The sequence below is a fragment of the Rhizobium sp. BT04 genome (assembly GCF_030053135.1).
GTDB lineage: Bacteria > Pseudomonadota > Alphaproteobacteria > Rhizobiales > Rhizobiaceae > Rhizobium > Rhizobium binxianense.
The window spans coordinates 139,641-158,669 of the sequence record NZ_CP125651.1 but is presented as its reverse complement, the minus strand read 5'-3'; the positions used below and the strand labels follow the sequence as shown (position 1 = coordinate 158,669).

At 62.0% G+C, this 19,029-nt stretch carries 14 protein-coding genes; 9 read left to right on the top strand and 5 right to left on the bottom strand.

The features are described from left to right. Nucleotides 1-200 precede the first annotated feature (200 nt). Together QMO82_RS05990 and QMO82_RS05985 are read left to right on the top strand one after the other, a co-directional pair. Nucleotides 201-1,130: a substrate-binding domain-containing protein gene (locus QMO82_RS05990; protein WP_183609248.1), complete on the top strand. Its 930-nt coding sequence runs from the start codon at nucleotides 201-203 to the stop codon at nucleotides 1,128-1,130. Nucleotides 1,131-1,146: 16 nt separating this feature from the next. Then, nucleotides 1,147-3,291 carry a methyl-accepting chemotaxis protein gene (locus QMO82_RS05985; RefSeq protein WP_183609247.1) on the top strand — a complete coding sequence of 715 codons (2,145 nt, stop codon included), beginning with the start codon at nucleotides 1,147-1,149 and terminating at the stop codon, nucleotides 3,289-3,291. A gap of 47 nt (nucleotides 3,292-3,338) precedes the next feature. On the opposite strand, the gene QMO82_RS05980 is transcribed toward QMO82_RS05985, so the two are convergent. Further along, nucleotides 3,339-4,601 carry a DUF3422 domain-containing protein gene (locus tag QMO82_RS05980; protein ID WP_183609246.1) on the bottom strand — a complete coding sequence of 421 codons (1,263 nt, stop codon included), beginning with the start codon at nucleotides 4,599-4,601 and terminating at the stop codon, nucleotides 3,339-3,341. A 455-nt stretch (nucleotides 4,602-5,056) separates the two neighbouring features. After that, complete coding sequence (locus QMO82_RS05975) at nucleotides 5,057-6,343, bottom strand: ABC transporter substrate-binding protein (protein WP_183609245.1); 1,287 nt, start codon at nucleotides 6,341-6,343, stop codon at nucleotides 5,057-5,059. Between the two features lie 190 nt (nucleotides 6,344-6,533). Here QMO82_RS05975 and QMO82_RS05970 point away from each other — a divergent pair, with 190 nt between their 5' ends. The 6 genes from QMO82_RS05970 to QMO82_RS05945 are packed head-to-tail and all read left to right on the top strand — an operon-like array spanning nucleotide 6,534 to nucleotide 14,671. Next, nucleotides 6,534-9,056 carry a hypothetical protein gene (locus tag QMO82_RS05970; RefSeq protein WP_183609244.1) on the top strand — a complete coding sequence of 841 codons (2,523 nt, stop codon included), beginning with the start codon at nucleotides 6,534-6,536 and terminating at the stop codon, nucleotides 9,054-9,056. Nucleotides 9,057-9,072: 16 nt separating this feature from the next. Continuing rightward, on the top strand, nucleotides 9,073-10,167 hold the full coding sequence (locus QMO82_RS05965) for a glycoside hydrolase family 105 protein (RefSeq protein WP_183609243.1): 1,095 nt from the start codon (nucleotides 9,073-9,075) through the stop codon (nucleotides 10,165-10,167). Further along, nucleotides 10,164-11,528: a glycoside hydrolase family 28 protein gene (locus QMO82_RS05960; RefSeq protein ID WP_183609242.1), complete on the top strand. Its 1,365-nt coding sequence runs from the start codon at nucleotides 10,164-10,166 to the stop codon at nucleotides 11,526-11,528. The genes QMO82_RS05965 and QMO82_RS05960 overlap by 4 nt, the downstream gene beginning before the upstream one ends. Next, on the top strand, nucleotides 11,516-12,622 hold the full coding sequence (locus tag QMO82_RS05955; RefSeq protein WP_183609241.1) for an ABC transporter ATP-binding protein: 1,107 nt from the start codon (nucleotides 11,516-11,518) through the stop codon (nucleotides 12,620-12,622). Before QMO82_RS05960 ends, QMO82_RS05955 begins: the two co-directional genes overlap by 13 nt. 2 nt (nucleotides 12,623-12,624) lie before the next feature. Further along, nucleotides 12,625-13,611: a carbohydrate ABC transporter permease gene (locus QMO82_RS05950; protein ID WP_183609240.1), complete on the top strand. Its 987-nt coding sequence runs from the start codon at nucleotides 12,625-12,627 to the stop codon at nucleotides 13,609-13,611. Between the two features lie 13 nt (nucleotides 13,612-13,624). Beyond that, nucleotides 13,625-14,671, top strand: a complete 1,047-nt coding sequence (locus QMO82_RS05945; RefSeq protein ID WP_183609386.1) for a carbohydrate ABC transporter permease — start codon at nucleotides 13,625-13,627, stop codon at nucleotides 14,669-14,671. A gap of 159 nt (nucleotides 14,672-14,830) precedes the next feature. On the opposite strand, the gene QMO82_RS05940 is transcribed toward QMO82_RS05945, so the two are convergent. Then, a complete protein-coding gene (locus QMO82_RS05940; RefSeq protein WP_183609239.1) occupies nucleotides 14,831-15,982 on the bottom strand; it encodes an ROK family transcriptional regulator in 1,152 nt (383 codons plus the stop codon). 209 nt (nucleotides 15,983-16,191) lie between these two features. On the opposite strand from QMO82_RS05940, the gene QMO82_RS05935 reads away from it, so the two are divergent. Continuing rightward, nucleotides 16,192-17,223, top strand: coding sequence for an AraC family transcriptional regulator (locus QMO82_RS05935; RefSeq protein WP_183609238.1), 1,032 nt, complete (start codon nucleotides 16,192-16,194; stop codon nucleotides 17,221-17,223). Between the two features lie 15 nt (nucleotides 17,224-17,238). On the opposite strand, the gene QMO82_RS05930 is transcribed toward QMO82_RS05935, so the two are convergent. Beyond that, complete coding sequence (locus QMO82_RS05930) at nucleotides 17,239-18,318, bottom strand: LacI family DNA-binding transcriptional regulator (RefSeq protein ID WP_183609237.1); 1,080 nt, start codon at nucleotides 18,316-18,318, stop codon at nucleotides 17,239-17,241. A gap of 74 nt (nucleotides 18,319-18,392) precedes the next feature. Continuing rightward, a complete protein-coding gene (locus QMO82_RS05925) occupies nucleotides 18,393-19,022 on the bottom strand; it encodes a TetR/AcrR family transcriptional regulator (RefSeq protein WP_183609236.1) in 630 nt (209 codons plus the stop codon). Between the last annotated feature and the right edge of the window lie 7 nt (nucleotides 19,023-19,029).

Here is a 19,029-nt window from a genome sequence, read left to right as displayed (position 1 = left end):
GTTCATCAGTACAAGGATTTAAGCGCATTGCATCAAGTCCGATGCGATGTCCTTCAAGTCCTGCCGATTGCCGCCGGAAATGCGCCCCTGCCGCCTGCAAGATCATATCCCTGCGCTTAATTTTTGCTTCGCGTCGAAAAGTAAAATTTAACCGAAGTTTGAAATAACGCATACACTATCCGAATTGCGCAGGGGAATTCATGAAAACGGCCACACTTGCATCCATCGCCTTGGCGATATCGGTCTCTGCTGCCAATGCGCAGACGATCGGGGTTTCGATGTCCGATCTCGACAAATTCAGGACCGCGCTTCTGAACGGCGTCGTCTCGCATGGGCAGACGATATCCGGCCTCAAACTCGTCACCGAGAATGCCAAGGGCGACAACGAGCTGCAGAAGCAGCAGGTCCAGAAGCTCATTGCCGACAAGGTCGACGCCATCATCCTTGCCGTCTCCGATGGCGACCTCGGGCCGCAAATGACCAAGATGGCGGCAGATGCGGGCATCCCGCTTGTTTACATCAACAACATCCCCTCCAACCTGCTCGACCTGCCGGACAATCAGGTTGTGGTTGCCTCCAATGAGAAGGAATCTGGAACGCTGGAGACCAAGCAGGTCTGCACGCTCCTCAAGGGCAAAGGCCGCGTCGTCGTGCTGATGGGCGAACCCTTCCACGCCGCCGCCCGTGCCCGCACCCAGGATATATCGGACGTCATCGCCACGCCGGAATGCAAAGGGCTGGAGATCGTCGAGCGGCAGGCCGCCTATTGGTCGCGCGATTATGCGGATCAGCAGATGCAGGAATGGCTGGCGGCCGGCGTCAAGTTCGATGCCGTTATCGCCAATAACGACGAGATGGCGCTCGGCGCGATCCGTGCCATGAAGAAGAACAACATCCCGATGAAAGACGTCGTCGTCGCCGGCGTCGACGCGACCGACGACGCGCTCGCCGCGATGGTGGCCGGCGATCTCGACGTCACCATTCTCCAGAGCGCCGTCGGGCAGGGCGCTACGGCGGTCGAAGCTGCCGCGAAACTTATCCGCAAGGAGAAGGTGCCGCGCGAAAACAACGTTCCCTTCGAACTCGTCACGCCTGAAAACATTGCCACCTATCTGCCGAAGAGCCAGTAAGCATAAGAGGACTATCATGTTGCATTTCTGGAATAAATTCGGCATTCGCGCGCAGATCACCTCCGGCTTCGTGCCGCTGATCCTGTTGATGAGCCTGCTCACGATCAGCGCGATTTCGGGCATGAACGGGCTCGCCTCGATCTTCGCGTCCTATCGCGCCACGGCCGGCCAGAGCCTCGCCATTTCGGACTACAGCGACCAGCTGCACGAGATTCAGGTGTCCGCGGAAGCCTTCCGCTCGACGCCGACACCGGCTGTCGTCGACAGCTTTCGCGCCGGCGTGAAAGCCTTCGACGCGGACGATCCTCGGTTTGCCGGCAACAAGGACCTGCAGTCCGGTCTTTCGATGATCCGCCAGGATATTGCCGCCTATGGCAAGGCTTTCGAACAGATCGTCTCCCTGCAGGCCAGGCGCGATGCGCTGATCTCCAAGGTCACCGAATTCGGGCCGTGGACCAGCATCGCGCTCAACGACGTCGTGCGTAGCGCCTGGCGCCAGAACGACGTGGCCCTGCTGCATATGACGGCAGCAACGCTCGAGGCCTTGAACCGCAGCCTCTATTTCTCCGAACGCTTCGTGCATTCCAACGATTTTGCCGCTTATGACACGGCGCAAGCAGCACTCGCCGAAGCGGTGGCACTGAACGATGCCGCCGCCAAGGCCGCCAAGAACGAGCTGCAGAAGAAGCGTCTGATGGGCGCCGGCCAGCTCATGCAGAACTACACCGCCCGTCTCGGCGACATGAAGGAGGTGCTGCAGGCTTCCGGCAATATCCGCCAGACACAGCTGAACGTGCTGGCGCCGAAGATATCAGGCGAATTCAAGGATCTACAGGCGGCCGTGACCGGTGCGCAGAAGAACCTGGATGGTTCGGTGGACGCAACGGTCGCCTCCGCGACCAGCGCGACGCTCGCCATCAGCGGTCTCTTGATCGTCATCGGCCTTGTGCTTTCCTATTTCGTCGGCCGGCTGATTTCCTCGGCGGTGCGCAAGATGGCCCAATCGATGGAGCAGCTTGCCCGCGGCGATGAAGGGATCGTGATCACGGGTGTCGAGCATCGCCACGAACTCGGGGCCATGGCCCGCTCGCTGAAGGTGTTCCAGGAAACGGGACGCGCCAAGCTGATCGCCGAAGCCAATGCCGAACGGGCTCGCCTCGCCGCCGAAGAAGAGCGGCTGCGCCAGGAGGCCGAGCGGCTCTCCGACGCGCAGGTGATGGAGCATGCCTTCCGCCAGATTTCCGTCGGGCTGGACGCACTCTCGAAGGGCGATCTGACCGTGCGCGTCGGCGACGTCGACCATCGCTACGTCAGGATTCGCGATCACTTCAACAATTCGGTCGCGAGCCTTGAAGAGGCCGTCGCCTCCGTCATTCGCGCGGTCGCCACGATCCGGTCCGGCCTTTCGGAAATCTCGACGGCGTCGAACGATCTGGCGCGCCGCACCGAGCAGCAGGCCGCTTCGCTTGAGGAAACCGTAGCGGCGCTCGGAGACGTGACCCGCGGCGTCAATGGAACGGCCGAGGGCGCAAGCCGCGCCCAGGGTGTCGTGGCGACGGCCCGCACCAATGCCGAAAAGGGTGGCGAGATCGTTGCCCGCGCCATCGCCGCCATGACGGAAATTCAAAATTCCTCGTCGAAGATCGGCAACATCATCAGCGTCATCGACGAGATCGCCTTCCAGACCAACCTGCTCGCGCTGAATGCCGGCGTCGAAGCGGCGCGCGCAGGCGAAGCCGGCAAGGGCTTTGCCGTCGTCGCCCAGGAAGTTCGCGAGCTCGCTCAGCGCTCGGCCAATGCGGCGAGGGAGATCAAGGAACTGATCTCCACCTCCTCGACCCAGGTCAAGACAGGCGTCCAGCTGGTGGGCGAATCCGGCCTCTCGCTCGAACAGATCGTCGAGCAGGTCACGGCGATGAATGCGACCGTGGCCGAGATCGCCGTGGCCGCCCGCGAGCAGGCGACGAGCCTGCGCGAGGTCTCGGCTGCCGGCGACCAGATGGACAAGGTGACGCAGCAGAACGCCGCAATGGTCGAAGAAACCACGGCGGCTGCCCAGAGCCTGACACAGGAAACCGAAAGCCTTGCCGAGCTGCTGCGGCGGTTCAAGACGGGTAGCGGCCGGGCATCGGAACATCGCCATTACGCGATGGCATCCTGATATCCAACCTATCCTAACGAACGCCGCTGCCCGAAAGGGCGGCGGCGTCAGTGGCTTCCGGATACCGGAGCGTGCGGGACGCCGGCGATGCTCCTGCGGACATGGCGGACAGCGGTCCAGACGGCGAAGAGCACCAGTGGGATCGCGGCCAGCACGGCGAGTTTGGCCATATGCGGATCGACGCCGAGTTCGGCAATGCTTTCGAGGCAGATCTTAGCCAGGCCGACCGTGTAGTAGGTGATGGCGATGACCGAGAAGCCTTCGACCGCCTGCTGGATATGCACCTGGATGCGCGCCCGCTCCTCCATCGAGGTCAGCAGCGAGGCGTTCTGATCTTCGAGCTGAACCTGCACGGTGGTTCTGAGCAGGTCGCCGGCGAGGCTGACGCGCTCGGCCAGTTCGTCGAGCCGCCGTTCTGCCGCATAGACCGAGCGGACAGCCGGTTGGAAGCGCCTGTCGATGAACGTACCTAGCCTTTGCCTTTGCTCGACGCGTTCCTCGCGAAGCTCCGACAGCCTGCTGGCCACGATCTCGGCATAGGCTTTCGTCGCGCCGAAGCGGTGGCGGGCAAGCGCTGAGAAGTTGAGCACGTCGGAGGAGAGCCTCGTCACCTCGGACAGCAGCGCCTTGTCGACTTTGACGGCGCTCTGCATATGCGCGATCAAGAGATCGAGGCGCCGGTCGAAGGTTGAAAGCTTCGATACTGTCTCGCGCGCCATCGGCAGCGCAAGAAGCGCCATCATCCGATAGGTCTCGATCTCGAGGAAACGCCGGACCATGCGCCCGGTCCTGTAGGCGTTGAGGTTGCGGTTGAAGAACAGGAACTCGACGAAACCGCTGTCGCTCAGGCGGAAGTTCGAATGCACTTCCGCATCGCCGCCGCCAACCTGGGATGCGACATAGTCCAGCTTCGGTTTTTCGGGACGATTTCCGCCCGTTTCGTCGCGCACCAGCACCCGGACTGCGGCGATGACCTTTCCGTCGATCTGGCGGCAACAGGCCTGAAAGGCTTCCGGCGGATTGCTGCCGGGGTCGGCCGATGCCGGCACGACGAAGGTCAACGTCAGGAACTCGGTATGGGCTTCCCATTTCAGCCGGCCGTCGCCGACGCGGCCGATGCCGTGGTTGCCCTCGCCGGTCATGGTGACATCTTCCAATCCCGGCAGGGACTTGGGCAGCGAAGGAGAGCCATGCTCGCCGACGATGGCGACGTGCCAGACATCGGTGTCGCCATCGAAATAAAGTGACGGGCGCGCGTGGAGCTCGTTGTGAAGTTCCCTTCGCAGCGGATGCTCGGAGCCGAGTGGCATGAAAATGCACCTCAATGGGCTAGACTGCCGCCGATTGCCGACGTCAGTAAATTGAGCCTGAGCCGGCGCGCCGCGCAGGCCGACAACGCCTATAGCCTCTCCTGGACCCTGTGTCACGACCGCCTGACCGTCCATCTTGTCTATTCGCACTGATGATGTGCCGCGCCGACTTGGCTGGCTGTCAGAGCGAGCGCCGGACAAGAACGCTGCCGAACAGTTGAGCGGCGCCGCCGCCGACATCGCAGCCAGAAAGGCTGCTTCGCCTTCGCCCGAGAAGATCGTTCCGAGCACCTTCCTTGCGGAAAACGTAGCGTGGTTCACTCCGTCGACAATTCGAAAGCGATCGAACTGTCGGGGACGGCGGTGTGGGCAAGGGCAAAAAAACGATCAGCCACGGCCCGTTGCGAGGCCGTGGCTGATGCAGCGCGCAATCTGTGGGAGACAGGCGCGGCCGGTTACTTGTTGGCGGCGAGGGCCACGTTGACCTTGTCGACGTCGGCGCTCATCGCCTTGAAAGTGTCCTCGAGGGAAAGCTCGCCGACGATCAGCTGGCTCATCCGCTGGACGATCAACTGATAGATGGCCGAAGATCCCTTGAGGCGTTCCAGGTCGCGGGCGGCCTGCGGCGCGCTGTTGCGGCTTGCGAGGAAGACGGCCATGGCGTCCTTGGCGTTCTTGCTGGTCAGCTTGTACTGCGGATCCTTGATGTCGGCGCCGGTCAGGATGACGTAGTTTTCGGCGATTTCCCGCTGGACCTTTTCAGAGCCGAGGAACTCGATGAACGAGGCGACGGCCTGCGGATATTTGGTACGCTTGAAGCCGACGATAGCCGTGCCGCCCGGCATCGCATAGCAGCCGGCATCGCCGCAGGGCGCGCTGATCGCCGTCCAGTCGAAGCCGTCGCCGATCTTCTGCTGGAACGGATTGACCATCCAATTGCCGGCGATATAGGTCACGACATTGCCGTTGACGAATTCGTCGCCCATGTTTTTGTACTGGGTTCCGCCGGCAGCACCCCACATTTCCTTGGGGAAAGAGCCGTCCTTCGTCCAGTTATAGAGATCAGTGATGTAGTGCTTGGCGGCATCGTCGGGGAACGAGAACTTGCCGTCCTTGACGTAGTTCGAGCCGTAGGAGAAGGCCGCGCCGGAGAAGCGATGGCCCGAGCGGTCCATGGTGAAGGGGATCTGGGCGCCGGTCGCCTTGGCGACGCGTGCCGAGGCTTCGACGATCTCCTTCAGAGTGGCGGTCGGCTTCGGAAGCGGTTCTTTCGCCTGTTCGAACAGCGTCTTGTTGACGAACGGCAGGTTGAAGGTCTGCGAGGCGACATAGCCGTTGATCGAGTTCGGATCGTTGACGCCGGGGAAGCGAAGCGTGTTCAGGCTATCGCCGTGCAGCTTGGCGAAGCCGTCCGGATCCTTCATCAGCGGGCGCATGTCGAGGTAATAGGGTGCCAGCTGCCAGTCGGTGATCTTGGCAACGTCGGGACCTTCGCCGATGGCGAGCTGCACCGGCAGTTGCTTGGCGACGGCATCATAGCCCGATGAGACGAAATTCACCTTGATGTCGGGATGCGCCGTCTCGAATTCCTTGCTCAGCGCTTCCATCCGCTCGACATAAGCCTGGTCGTCGTCGGTGAAGAGAAAGGTGATCGTCTGGGTTTCCGCCATGGCCACGCTGGACCATGCGAAAGAAACGGTGGCCAGCGTCAGTGCGAAAGCCCCTGAAAGATACGTTTTCATTTTCATCCTCCCATGAAAACATTTTCATCAATCGCGGCCTAAGCCATCGATAAGCGAATTTCATATACTTGACATTCCTCCCGTCAAGCTATTTTCTACGCGAATAGTGATGTTTTTGAGCAATTTTCAAAAGCGTGCACCCAAACGACCTAATGAAAATATTTTCATAGGATTGCGGAGGAGGCGATCTGTGAAAACGGAAAGCATCAAGCAGCCGGGCGATATGGCGCCAGCATACAGCGTGACCGAGGGGCGGACGGTGACGGCATGGGCCGTTTCCGGCCTCATCGCCAGCTATTTTCCCGGCGAGCCGGCTCCGGCCGAAGATCGCGTCAACTATCGTTTCATCAACGGTTTCGTCGATGTCGGCGACCTGCCTTGCCGCAAGGCCTTCTGGTCGACCATGGTGGGACGGGCGCTGGCGCCCGACACGTCCTGGCCGATCGAAAGCCTCTATCTTCCCGGCTCGAACCGCCGCGTCGAGTTCACCAGCTTCTGGCATGTGCCCACACATGTCAGGCGATGGCTGAAGGGCACCTTCAGGGCTGACGCGCCGCGCACGCTCAATCTCGCGCTCAAGACCTGCGGCGGCGTTCGCATCTGGGTCAACGGGCAGGAGGCGGTGCGCTTCGAGCCTTTCAAGCGCAACGTCGAAAGCGCGACTGACATAACGCTGCCGCTCGATGCCGGCGACAACGAGATTCTCGTCCATACCGAAGATCTTGCCGAGCGCGACACGACCTGGTTCTTCGAGCTCGAAATGCTGGACAGCGAACCGCTCTCGGTGCTGCTGCCGGTAGCGCTTGATCAGGACGAGGTGAGCGAGCTGGAAGCCCTTTCGCGCGGTGTGCGTCCGGCCCGCGACGTCTTCGTCAACCAGCCGCTGGAAATCATCTTCGACACGGCGCCCGAGCGCGACCTGCCGGTGGAGCTCAAGGTCGTTGGCCATGGCCATGAGCGGCCCGTTCTCGCCCATTCGAAACTGACCCTGCATGCCCATCAGGGCCGTCTGATCGCCGAGGACGTCCGCGGCATTGCGGACGGTTATCACGGCGTGCACATGACGATCGGTTCCGGGCCGGGTTCGGTCACCCGCGTCATCGATGCCGCCTTCATGAGCAGCCTTTCGCCATTGCCGGCCGAGGCATCGCTATCCGCCCGCAAGCGGCAGGCGCTGGAATACAGCGCCCGCTTCGGCGCCAATCGCGCCGGGCGGCTGATCGCGATGATGGAAACCGGTCATGACGACCAGGAAAGCTTCGACCGCATCGTCGACATGACGCTCGCCTCGATCGACGCGCGGGAGGATTGCTCGGATTTCATCATGGTGCCGCTCCTGTGGCTGCTCGGCGCCTATGGCGACCGGATGCCCAAGGCCACGGTCGATCGCATCCGCCGCTCCGTTCTCTCTTATCGCTACTGGGTCGACGAGCCGGGCAATGATGCGATGTGGTTCTGGAGCGAGAACCATGTGCTCTGCTTTCATACCAGCCAGCTGCTGGCCGGGCTTCTTCTGCCCGACGAGCTGTTCTCGGCCTCCGGGCGGACGGGACGACAGCAGGCGGAACTTGCCGTCGAGCGCCTCGGGCGCTGGTTCGACAGCGTCGAGGCCCATGGCCTGGCGGAGTGGAACTCGGCCGCCTATTACCCGATCGATTTCATCGGCCTGCTTGCGCTGGAGCGCTGGGCCGAGAGTGAGATCGCCGATCGCGCCCGCGGCCAGATCGATCTCATCTTCCGCATGATCGCCCTCCATACGCTCGCCGGCGTTCCGGCAGGGTCGCAGGGGCGAGCCTACGACAAGGAACTGCGCGCCGGCCCGCTGACCGAGCTTGCGCCCTTCGCCCAGGTCGCTTTCGGCACCGGATGGCTCAACAACGGCGTGGCGGCATTGACGATGTTCTGTGCCAGCGGCTACGAGCCGCCAGCCGACCTGACCGAGCTTGCCGTCCTTCCCAGGGGCAGAAACGTCGAGGCGCGTTACAGCCAGGGGCTGGAGAGCGGAAAACTCGTGCTGTTCAAGAACGAGGCGGCGCAGCTTTCGACTGTCGTTGATCACAAGACCGGGCAGAAAGGCCACCAGCAGCACGTCCTCGATGTCAGGCTGGCCGGCCATCCGATGGCGAGGTTGTGGGTCAACCATCCCGGCGAGGACGATCCCTGGGGCAATCAAAGGCCGTCCTATTGGGCCGGCAACGGCATCCTGCCGCGCGTCGCCCAGCATCGCGACGTCGCCCTCCTGATCGAGGACACAAGTGACGCACGGCATGCGTGGACCCATGCCTATATCGGCCGCGACGGCCTGGACGATCTCATCGTCGAAGACAAGTGGCTGATCGCGCGATCGGGCCGAGGATTTGCCGCCCTCTGGGCCTCGAACGGCCTGGAAGTGATCACCGACGGGCCGACCGCCGGCCGCGAGGCACGCTCCTTTGGGTCGCTTTGCGGCTGGGCGGCCATCATTGGCTGTGGCGATGGCGACGCCTTCAAGGCTTTTATCGAACGCCTGTGCCAGACGACGGTTTCCTTCGATCCGGCGCTTCGGCGTCTTGCGCTGACGCCGCCGGGCGGCCCGGCGCTCTCTCTTTCCTATGCTGACGGTCTTTCGATCGCCGGCAAGCCCCGGCCATTCACGCACGACCAGCCGCACCCGATCCTCACCCACGACAGCGCCGCGTCCCAAGCCGGCACTGACGGACCGTTCTACTCCTGAAATATAGGTCTCCAGCATGAACACAGCATCTGTCGATAACGCCGCTCTCCTGACGACGATCGATCGCGTGGCGACGGCTTTCAGCCGGCTCAGAGGCATCAAGGAAGGTCTCGTGACGGGAAGCGCTGCGTCCGGAATCCAGTTCGACGAATGGGACTGGGAAGTCGGTGTCGGCCTCTACGGGTTCCTCAGGCGTGCGGTTGCCACCAATGACCAGAAAGCGCTGCAGGAGCTCGTCGCCTGGTACAGCGCCCAGATCGAACGCGGTATTCCGCCGCGCCAGATCAACAGCACGGCGCCGATGCTGCCGCTCGCAATCCTCGTCCAGCATGTCGACCGCCCCGATTTTCGCGCGCTCGTCGAGGACTGGGCCGAATGGCTCGTCAAGGAATTACCGAAGACCGAAGACGGCGGCTTTCAGCACGTCGTCAAGGAGCGCCTCAACGACGGCGAATTGTGGGACGACACGCTGTTCATGGCCTGCCTGTTTCTTGCCCAGGCCGGCGTGCTCTGCGGGCGCAACGACTGGATCGATGAGGCCGTCTATCAGTTCGTGATCCACACCCGTTACCTCTCCGATCCGGTGAGCGGTCTCTGGTATCACGGCTGGACTTTCAACGGCCGGCACAATTTCGCCAATGCCTTCTGGGCGCGCGGCAATGCCTGGATCACCGTGGCGATCCCTGAACTCTTCGACCTCGTGCCGACGCTCGGCGAGAAGGATCGGCGTTTCCTGTCGAACGTCCTCGTCAGCCAGGTGCGTTCGCTGAAGGCATATCAGCGGCCGGACGGCATGTTCACGACGCTTCTGGACGATCCGTCCTCGCCGGTGGAAACCTCGGCCACAGCAGGCATTGCCTATGGCATCCTGCGCGCCGTCGACGCCGGCATTCTGGCCGAAAGCGACAAGGCTTATGCGGAGCGCGCGCTTGCGGCGGTGCTGGCGCAGATCGACGAAGAAGGCGTCGTCCACGGCGTCTCGGACGGCACGCCGATGGGCCATGACCTCGATTTCTACCGCCGCATCCCGAACTTGCCGACCCCTTATGGCCAGGCGCTGACCATGCTGCTGCTGACAGAAGTCGTCATCGAGAACGGCCATCGCCAATGAGTGCTACCTCCCTTGTCGCGATTGAGGCGCTCGACAGCGACAATACCGACCGTCTGCAGGCGGCGATCGACGGCCTTTCGGCTTCCGGCGGCGGACGCCTGGAACTCATGGCAGGCATCCACATCTGCCAGGGACTCCGGCTGCGCTCCGGTGTCGATCTGCATCTCGCAGCCGGCGCGACCCTGCGTCCCGTTCCCGATTATGCGGCTTACGCGCACACGAGCGTTTCCGTGATCGCCGAGAAGTCGGACCGAGGCATAATCGTGGCGCGAGATGCGCAGCGGATCAGCCTGACGGGGGAAGGGCGCATCGAAGCCGGCTGCGAGAGCTTCATCATTGGCGATGACGAGTCGGTGGGAACCTTCATCCCGGCCGAATTCCGTCCCCGCGTCGTCGTCTTCGAAGGCTGCAACGAGGTCGAGATCAGCTCTATCACGATCAGCCGCTCGCCGATGTGGACGCTGCACTTCGTCGATTGCACCGATGTCGCGGTCCGCAACGTCACCATCGAAAACGACCGGCGCCTGCCCAATACGGACGGCATCGTGCTCGATGCCTGCCGCGGCGCCGTCATCGAGGACTGCACGATATCGACGGCCGATGACGGCATATGCCTGAAGACGAGCATCGGTCCACAGGCTCTCCCCATCGGGCGATGCGAGAACATTCTTGTCCGCCGCTGCTCCGTTCAGAGCCTTAGCTGTGCACTGAAGATCGGCACGGAAACGCATGGCAACGTCACCAATGTCGTCTTCGAGGATTGCAGCGTCTCCTCCTCCAACCGGGCACTCGGCATATTTTCGCGCGACGGCGGCCGGATCTCAAACGTGAGGTTTTCCCGGATTGCGGTAGAGTGCCGCGAAACGCTCGATGGTTTTTGGGGCTCCGGGGAAGCTCTGACCGTCAACGTTGTCGACCGCGTCGCCGAACGCACGGCGGGTGCCATCGAAAACCTCGTTGTCGAGGATATTACCGGATGCATGGAAGGGGCGATCACCCTCATTTCGACCTCATCGGCCGGCATCCGCAACGTATCGCTGGCGCGCATCGGCATAGACCAGCAGCCGGGGCAGCTCGGCACCGCTCAGTCTTACGACCTGCGTCCGACGAACGCGGACCTGGCGCCGAAGGCAGACGGCGGCGGCCGGGCCAATGCCTGGACCCGCGGCTCGGACGGGCGGGTGATCGGTCTGGAACACTATCCCGGCGGAATGCCGGCCGTCTATGTGGCTGATGTCGCCGGGATCCTGATGAACGAGGTGCGGATCAATAGGCCGACACCTCTGCCGCAAGGCTGGAACACAATCGACGTCGTCTTCGAAACGGCGGCACCTGATGGGAGCGGGACATGGCAGAACTGAAACTTTCCACCGTCAACAAGTCATATGGCTCCGTCAAAGTCCTGCATGACGTCGAACTCGATATCAAGGACGGCGAGTTCGTCGTCTTCGTCGGCCCGTCGGGATGCGGCAAGTCGACCCTTTTGCGCGTCATCGCCGGCCTTGAAGAGGTGACGTCGGGCGGAATCGCGATCGGGAGCCGCGACGTCAGTGCCCTTTCGCCGGCCGAGCGCAAGATCGCCATGGTCTTCCAATCCTACGCGCTTTATCCGCATATGAGCGTTCGCAAGAACCTCGCTTTCGGCCTTGAAAACCTGAAATTCAAGCGCGCCGAGATCGAGGCGCGGATTGCCGAGGCCGCCAGGATGCTGGCGATCGAACCCTATCTCGACCGGCGCCCGAAGCAGCTTTCCGGCGGCCAGCGCCAGCGCGTGGCGATCGGCCGGGCCATCGTGCGCGAACCGGATATTTTCCTTTTCGACGAGCCGCTTTCCAATCTCGATGCGGCGTTGCGCGTCCAGACCCGGGCCGAGATCACCAAGCTCCACCGCGAGATCAAGACGACGATGATCTACGTCACGCACGACCAGGTCGAGGCGATGACGATGGCCGACAAGATCGTCGTGCTGCGCGCCGGGCGGGTCGAGCAGGTCGGCGCGCCGCTCGAACTCTTCGACCACCCGCGCAATCTCTTCGTCGCCGGCTTCCTCGGCTCGCCGCGCATGAACATCATCAAGGGCAAGGTCGCGGCCGTCACGGAAAGCGGCATCGCAATCGATGTCGCCAACGGCGGCAGGATCGTCAGCGATGTCGACCCCGCCGGCATTGCCGTGGGGCAGGAGGTTCTCGCCGGCATAAGACCTGCCCATTTTTCGCGGTCCAGTGGACAGGGCCTGCCGTTCGTCGTGCAGTATCACGAAGGCCTGGGCACAGAGACCTATGTCTACGGCAATCTCGAAGGACAGGACGAGCAGATCATCATCCACGAGGCAGGTCATTTCGCACCTGTTCAGGGCGACCGGCTCGTGATCGATGCCGATCCGGCACGTATTCATCTGTTCGATCCCAAAAGCGAACTTGCTTTTGCCCGTCGACCAGGACAGGGGAGGCGCTGATCATGGCGGCTGGTGCATTGCTCTCCCAGGCAGGCGAAACGGCGATGAGGGTGGTCGAGGCTCCGATGAATGCGGTCGAGCGCATCTTCGGCCGCAAACGAATGCCCTGGCTGTTCCTGGCGCCGAACCTCGTTCTGTTCGCCATCTTCACCTTCCTTCCGATCGCGATCGCGGTCGGTTACGCCTTCACCGGCGGCACCAATCTTTTCGTCTCGGAGCGGCCCTTCGTCGGCTTCGACAATTTCCGCGCCCTGCTTTCCTGCGGCAATTATCTGCAGCCGGGAACCTGCCAGGAATCGCTGTTCTGGACGGCGGTGTGGAACACGCTCTGGTTCGTGGCGTTGAACGTCACCGCCACATTGCTGGTGGCTTTGATCACGGCGCTGATCCTCAATCGGGCGATTTTTGCGCGCGGCTTCTTCCGGGCGATGTTCTTCTATCCCGTCCTGCTGTCGCCCGTCGTCATCGGCCTGATCTGGAAATGGTTCCTCGATCGCAACGGGCTGCTGAACGCCTTCTTTCAGATGATCGGCGTGCCGCCGGAGATTTTCCTGCTGGATGTCGGCTGGTCGCGCTTCTTCGTCGTCGTGGTCTCGGTCTGGTTCCACATGGGCTTTTACACGCTCATCCTGCTGGCCGGTCTCCAGGCGATCCCGAAGGAGCTCTACGAGGCGGCCTCCATCGACGCCGCTTCGCCGCGCCGCACCCTTTTCAGGATCACGCTGCCGCTCCTTGCGCCGAACCTGCTCGTCGTCTTCATCCTTCTGATGATCAAGTCCGTGCAGATCTTCGACGAGGCCTGGGTTCTGACCAATGGCGGCGGCCCCGGCACGGCCAACAGCTTCATCGTCCAGTATATCTACCAGATGGCATTTAGCAGCGATCTGCGTCTCTTCGGCCTTGCCTCTGCCGCATCGGTTCTGATGGGTCTGGTGCTTCTGGTTCTCACCCTCATACAGCTGCGCCTGGGCAAGCGAATGGAGTCCTGAGATGAACAGCTCTATGAACCCGATCCGCTTCATGACGCGCACGCGCCGGGCCGGACGCATCGACATCACCGATATTTTGTCATGGGTCTGGCTGATCGGCGGAACACTGGCGGTGCTCGTTCCGGTCGTCTGGGCAGGCCTCTCCTCGCTGAAGCCGGCGGCCGAAATCACCCGTTTTCCGCCGACCCTGCTGCCGCGCGCCGCCGTGGAGCAGACCGTGCCCGGCTTCGACAAACCGCTCAGCCTCTGGCAGGTCACCATCGACGGCCGCTCGCGCGAAATGGCCATGGTGCGCCGCATCGGCCTCAAGGCCCAGATGGTCGATCCTGCAAATCCGGGACAGCCGGTCAGCGTCGACGTCAAGGGGATCACGCCGGTGCAGCACCTGACCGTCGCCACCGAGAATTACACCGATCCGCTGACGCGCTTCAACTTCTTGACCTTCCTGAAGAATTCGGTGTTCGTCACGGTGGTTGCGACGCTTTTGACGCTCATCGTCAACGCCATGGCGGCCTTTGCACTGTCGAAATACAAATTTCGCGGCGACACGACGGTTTTCGTCATCATCATCTCGACCCTGATGATCCCGCTCGCCGTCGTCATGGTCCCGGCCTATCTCGTCATCGTCGGGGTCGGGCTTGCCGACAATCTCTGGGGTGTCATCCTGCCGACGATCGCCTCTCCGACCGCCGTCTTCCTGCTGCGGCAGTATATGCTGACCATCCCCGATGAGCTGATCGAGGCGGCGCGCGTCGATGCGGCGAGCGAATTCTGCATCTTCTGGCGCATCATCCTGCCGCTGACCGCGCCGGCGCTTGCGGTGCTGGCGATCTTTTCGGTGCTCTGGCGCTGGAACGACTTCCTCTGGCCGCTCATCGTTCTCAACAGCCGCGAGAATTTCACGCTGCAGGTCGGCCTCAACGCCTTCCAGGGAGAGTTCTCGGTGCAGTGGCACTATATCCTGGCGATGACCTTCCTCAGCCTGCTGCCTGTCACCGGCGTCTTCCTGTTCCTGCAGAAGTACATCACGACAGGCATTGCCGGAACCGGCATGAAGTAAATGAGGCCGGCGCAAACCCACAATCGGGGGCGAGACGTTGGAGATCTCCTCCTGGAGCAGCTCAGGCCCGATCGCCTGACCGGTCCTTTGGCTGTCGGCCAGGCGATCGGCATCGTTCATGACACGGCGCAGAGGTTTTCGGCCTGGGAATTCGTTGTGTCACAAAACGGTTTCGAAGAGCGGGATCATGGCCGCGCCGATGGCGCCGGGGGCATCGACGACCTCGGCCACCGCCAGGCTGGGGACGTCACGCAGGACGCCGTGCCGAGGCAGATTGTTGAATTCGGTCCGTTCCATAAGCATTCTTGCCAGCGAATGCGGAAACCCGCCGCCAAGCACGATCAAGGCCGGGTCGAAGACTGCGCAGATCGCATTGATGGCTCGATTGTGTGCCGGCGCGACGCGGTCGACCCATTCCGCAACGCCGTCCCAATCTGCCAAAGCCTCGTTTTTCAAGTCCTTCAGCGTCAGGTCGGAGCGGCCCCTGGCATGAAGATGTTGAAGCAGGAGGCTGAGTGCCGGGCGATCGTCGTATTCCCGACGATCGAAAAGAACGGAATATTCGCCGGCATTGCCGAAACTGCCGCGAAACGGCATGCCGCCGGAAACGAGGCCGCCGCCATAGCCGTGAAGATGGGCTATATAGGCGAAATCCGCAACATCGCGGCCGACGCCGAAAATCGCTTCCGCCAAAGCGGCCGTTCGGGCCACATTGTCTACCCAGACCGGCAGGCCGAGTTGCTCTCCAAGCACGGGCGCCAGGTCGATCAATGACCAATGCGCAAGCGGCAGAGGACAGTTGAAGGCCGTATCGAGCATGCGGTGGCCCGCCACGGCGAGACCCACGCCGAGGATATCGCGCCGCTTGGCATTCCGGCGGGCAAGAAGCTCTTCGACCGCCGCTTCGATCCGCGCCATCTCCGCGGCGAGCGATGATCCGGTCTGCGGAATTTCCATGTTTTCCAACGGTTCTCCGAAACCCATCAGGCAGAGACCGATCGAGCCGACATTGACGGAGATCCCGAGCGTCAAACACCAATTTCTGCAAAGGCTAAGCTCGGGACTGGGCGGTCCGGGACGCCGGGTTTCCGATGGGGAAAAGACGATCATTCCCCGATCGTGAAGCCGCCCGACGATCCTGTGCAACGATTGCTGGGTGAGATCGAGCGGCTCGGTCAGGTCGGAGCGTTCGATACCCGGGGACTTCCAGATCAGCCGCAAAAGATCCCGTTCATTGCGGGAGGCTACACGCGAAGGTTGCGTATCCCGCAAAAATTGCGTCGCAACATGATTCAGAGGGACGTACTTCATCTTCGGATCGTTTTGATTTACACTGCAGGTGTGAAACCTGCCGAGGGAAAGGCTTTGCTTCTACCAAACCGAGGATCGGTCCCCAATTTGTAGGCCTGCTTACCGCATCAAGGCCGGCCAAGCCAGCCGAGAAGACGGTATTTCGTGGAGACGGGGGATGGAGAGCGCTTGGATCGGCGGGCCGTGAAAAAGGAGAAGAACCGAGCTGCATGGTATGGTTGAGATCCCAGAAGCCGGCGTATCCGCGCGAACGTGACTACGGCTTCACGCCAACTCATGAGGGTGGTGACTTCGAGTCGATGGTGCAAGCCTTTACGACGGGCTATGGGGTCTTTGGCGCGAAGCCGCTGCACAGCGATCGAAACTTCGCCTGGGCCACCGATTTGAGAGCAAGTGGCACGCTGACGGCGGTTCATTCGGTTTTTCAGAGCGCCTTCGAAGTTCGAACGCTCGATGAAACCCCACAACATCTGGCCTTCTATATTCCGCACTCAGGATCTGTTCGCCTGACGGTCGGGAACCGGACGGTCGAAGGGGGGGCGGGCCGTATTCTCATGGCCAACAACCACCAAGCCGGCGATCGCACGGTTCAAGGCGATCAGCACTGTTCAGATGCTCTTTTGCTGGATTGGAAAGTCGTAAGGCGAACGCTCTTTTCTCTCATGGAAACACCGACTCCCGATTCGATCGATCTAGAACCCGTCGTGGACCTCGCTACAGCGTCAGGCCGGCTTATCGGCAACCTCGCGCAAACCATCGTGCAGGGCATGCGCAATGGCGGGCCGCTTCTATCCTCGCCGCTTGCCGTATCGACGATGAGCGAAACGCTCGCCGATCTCGTGATTCGATTTGGCCATCATCGTCTTTCCGGCCATTTCGAAAAGAAGAAAGTATCGGCTGTTGCACCGTGGCATGTCCGGCGCGCCATCGACTATATGCACGCCAATATCGCCGAGCCTTTCACCATGTCGATGGTTGCGGATCAGGTCGGGATTTCACTCCGCGCGCTGCAGACGGGCTTCAAGGCCTTCCGGGGAACGTCGCCTGGCGCCTATCTGCGGACAATCAGGCTGAAAGCCGTTCACGACCAATTGCGGGATCCCCTCAACCAGCAAACCCTTCGCGACATCTGCACCACGTGGGGCTTCTTTCATCCGGGCAGGTTTTCTGCGATCTACCGCAGTGCTTTCGGAGAAAGCCCGCGCGACACGCGCCTGCGGGCGGAGAACTCGCCGCGCTGAGCGTGGCGCGATCTTTCAGATGCGCGGCGGCGCGACGCTGCCCCTCAAGACGAGATGGCATCCGAGTTCCAGACGATGGGCTGGCCGTTGCGGATCGTTGGCGATCAGGCGTTGTTCGATAAGCGCGAGCGCGGCGGCGCCGAGCCTGTCGGTGGGAACGCTGACCGTCGAAAGCGGCGGACGGCTGAATTCGCCGGGGACGATGTCGTCGAAGCCCAAGACAGAAATCGCTTCGGGCACGCGGATGTCGCGATCGGCCAATGCCTTCAGGCAGCCGAGCGCCAGATTGTCGGCGGCGCAAAAGACGGCGGTCGCGCCTTTCACCGTAGGATCGCGGTCGAGCAGTGCGTTGATGGCCGCCTCGCCGTGTCTTGGCTCATATCCCTCGGCCTCCAGAATCATGTCATGGGGCATCGGAAGCTGGGCGGCGAGATAGGCATCGGAAAAGCCGTCATATCGGCGCTGGATCGTGGTGCGGCCCTTCCAGGTCAGATGCAGGATGCGGCGATGCCCGAGCGCCAGCAGGTGTTCGATGCCGAGCCGTGCTCCGAAGCGGTTTTCAGGTGTGACCGTATCGACCAGCATGGCCGGATCCTCGCCATTGACGATGACGACGGGCATATCAGGGGAGGCGAGGCTGCGGATGAGTTCCGGCTGATCGTCGTTCAGGACCACGATGCCGTCGGCGCGCTCCGCAAGCGCGATCTGCCTGACCTGGGCGCCGTCGATGCGGCGGCCGGTGCTGACAAAGGGCACGATTCGGATGCCGCGGCGTTCGCACTCCCTGCGAAGGCCGTTGAGGATCGTCCAGCTCACCAGGTTGAGGTCACTCTCCGGCGCGGCATCGTCGGGGATGGCGAGAAGCAGGACGCGTAAGGTCGCGATCGTCGCCTTCTTCCTCCGGCGGTCGAGGTAACCCAGGCGTTTGGCCGAATCCAGAACCCGCTCGCGCACCTCGATCGTCAGCGGCGCGGTTCCGTTCAGGGCGTGCGAGGCCGTGCTCAGCGATACGTCAGCATCGCGCGCGACATCCTTGAGATTGACTTTGCGTTCCACTTTTTCCGTCACGAATTGAGGCTGTACCTTCGAAGGCATGGCTAACTCGATGTTTTTACATAAAAACTTGAGAAAAGCTACGTGCCGGGCGCGGTATTTTCGTCATTCGGCGGTCAGTTCTTGGCAAGCAGGCCGTTGAGCAGCAGGTCGAAATAGGCCTGCAAGAAGGCCTCCTTGTTGGGCGTGGGCACGCGGCGGTCGTTGAATATCAGCCGCAGAACTGTCGTCGTCAGGATGGGCGCGACCACGATTTCGGAGAATTCCACCGGAATTTCGCGAAACTCCCCCGACGCCACACCCTCCAGAATGAGAGCGTCGACCTTGGCGATGATCGGCTCAATGAACTCATCGTGGTGGCGGTCGATCAGGTCGGGGAACCGGTGTCCTTCGGCAATGACGAGCCGCGTCAGCTCGCGAGTCGTGCGATCCTCGGCGATTTGTTCGTAGAGCAGGCCGAGAATGGAAAGCAGCCGGTCGGTGGCGCTGCCGCTGAGGCCCTCGGTGATCCCCAGCAATTCCTGAAACGGCACGGAGAAGTGGTTGATCATGGCTTCGAAAAGCTTCTCCTTCGTCTCGAAGTAGACGTACACCGTACCCTTGGTGACACCGACCCTTTCGGCGATGTCTTCGACGCGTGTGCCGGTGAAACCGCTTCTCACGAATTCCTCGAAGGCGGCATCCAGGATCTGGATGGGCCGCAGCGCTTTCTGTTCCGCGCGCGTGATCTTCTTCTGAGCTGCCATTTGCCTC

Excerpts from the sequence above, each read along its gene's own strand:
- QMO82_RS05930 (WP_183609237.1), bottom strand. The coding sequence starts at position 18,318 with ATGCCTTCGAAGGTACAGCCTCAATTCGTGACGGAAAAAGTGGAACGC.
- QMO82_RS05935 (WP_183609238.1), top strand. The coding sequence starts at position 16,192 with ATGGTATGGTTGAGATCCCAGAAGCCGGCGTATCCGCGCGAACGTGAC.
- QMO82_RS05965 (WP_183609243.1), top strand. The coding sequence starts at position 9,073 with ATGAACACAGCATCTGTCGATAACGCCGCTCTCCTGACGACGATCGAT.
- QMO82_RS05945 (WP_183609386.1), top strand. The coding sequence starts at position 13,625 with ATGAACCCGATCCGCTTCATGACGCGCACGCGCCGGGCCGGACGCATC.
- QMO82_RS05975 (WP_183609245.1), bottom strand. The coding sequence starts at position 6,343 with ATGAAAACGTATCTTTCAGGGGCTTTCGCACTGACGCTGGCCACCGTT.
- QMO82_RS05985 (WP_183609247.1), top strand. The coding sequence starts at position 1,147 with ATGTTGCATTTCTGGAATAAATTCGGCATTCGCGCGCAGATCACCTCC.
- QMO82_RS05950 (WP_183609240.1), top strand. The coding sequence starts at position 12,625 with ATGGCGGCTGGTGCATTGCTCTCCCAGGCAGGCGAAACGGCGATGAGG.
- QMO82_RS05990 (WP_183609248.1), top strand. The coding sequence starts at position 201 with ATGAAAACGGCCACACTTGCATCCATCGCCTTGGCGATATCGGTCTCT.
- QMO82_RS05980 (WP_183609246.1), bottom strand. The coding sequence starts at position 4,601 with ATGCCACTCGGCTCCGAGCATCCGCTGCGAAGGGAACTTCACAACGAG.
- QMO82_RS05925 (WP_183609236.1), bottom strand. The coding sequence starts at position 19,022 with ATGGCAGCTCAGAAGAAGATCACGCGCGCGGAACAGAAAGCGCTGCGG.
- QMO82_RS05940 (WP_183609239.1), bottom strand. The coding sequence starts at position 15,982 with ATGAAGTACGTCCCTCTGAATCATGTTGCGACGCAATTTTTGCGGGAT.
- QMO82_RS05960 (WP_183609242.1), top strand. The coding sequence starts at position 10,164 with ATGAGTGCTACCTCCCTTGTCGCGATTGAGGCGCTCGACAGCGACAAT.
- QMO82_RS05955 (WP_183609241.1), top strand. The coding sequence starts at position 11,516 with ATGGCAGAACTGAAACTTTCCACCGTCAACAAGTCATATGGCTCCGTC.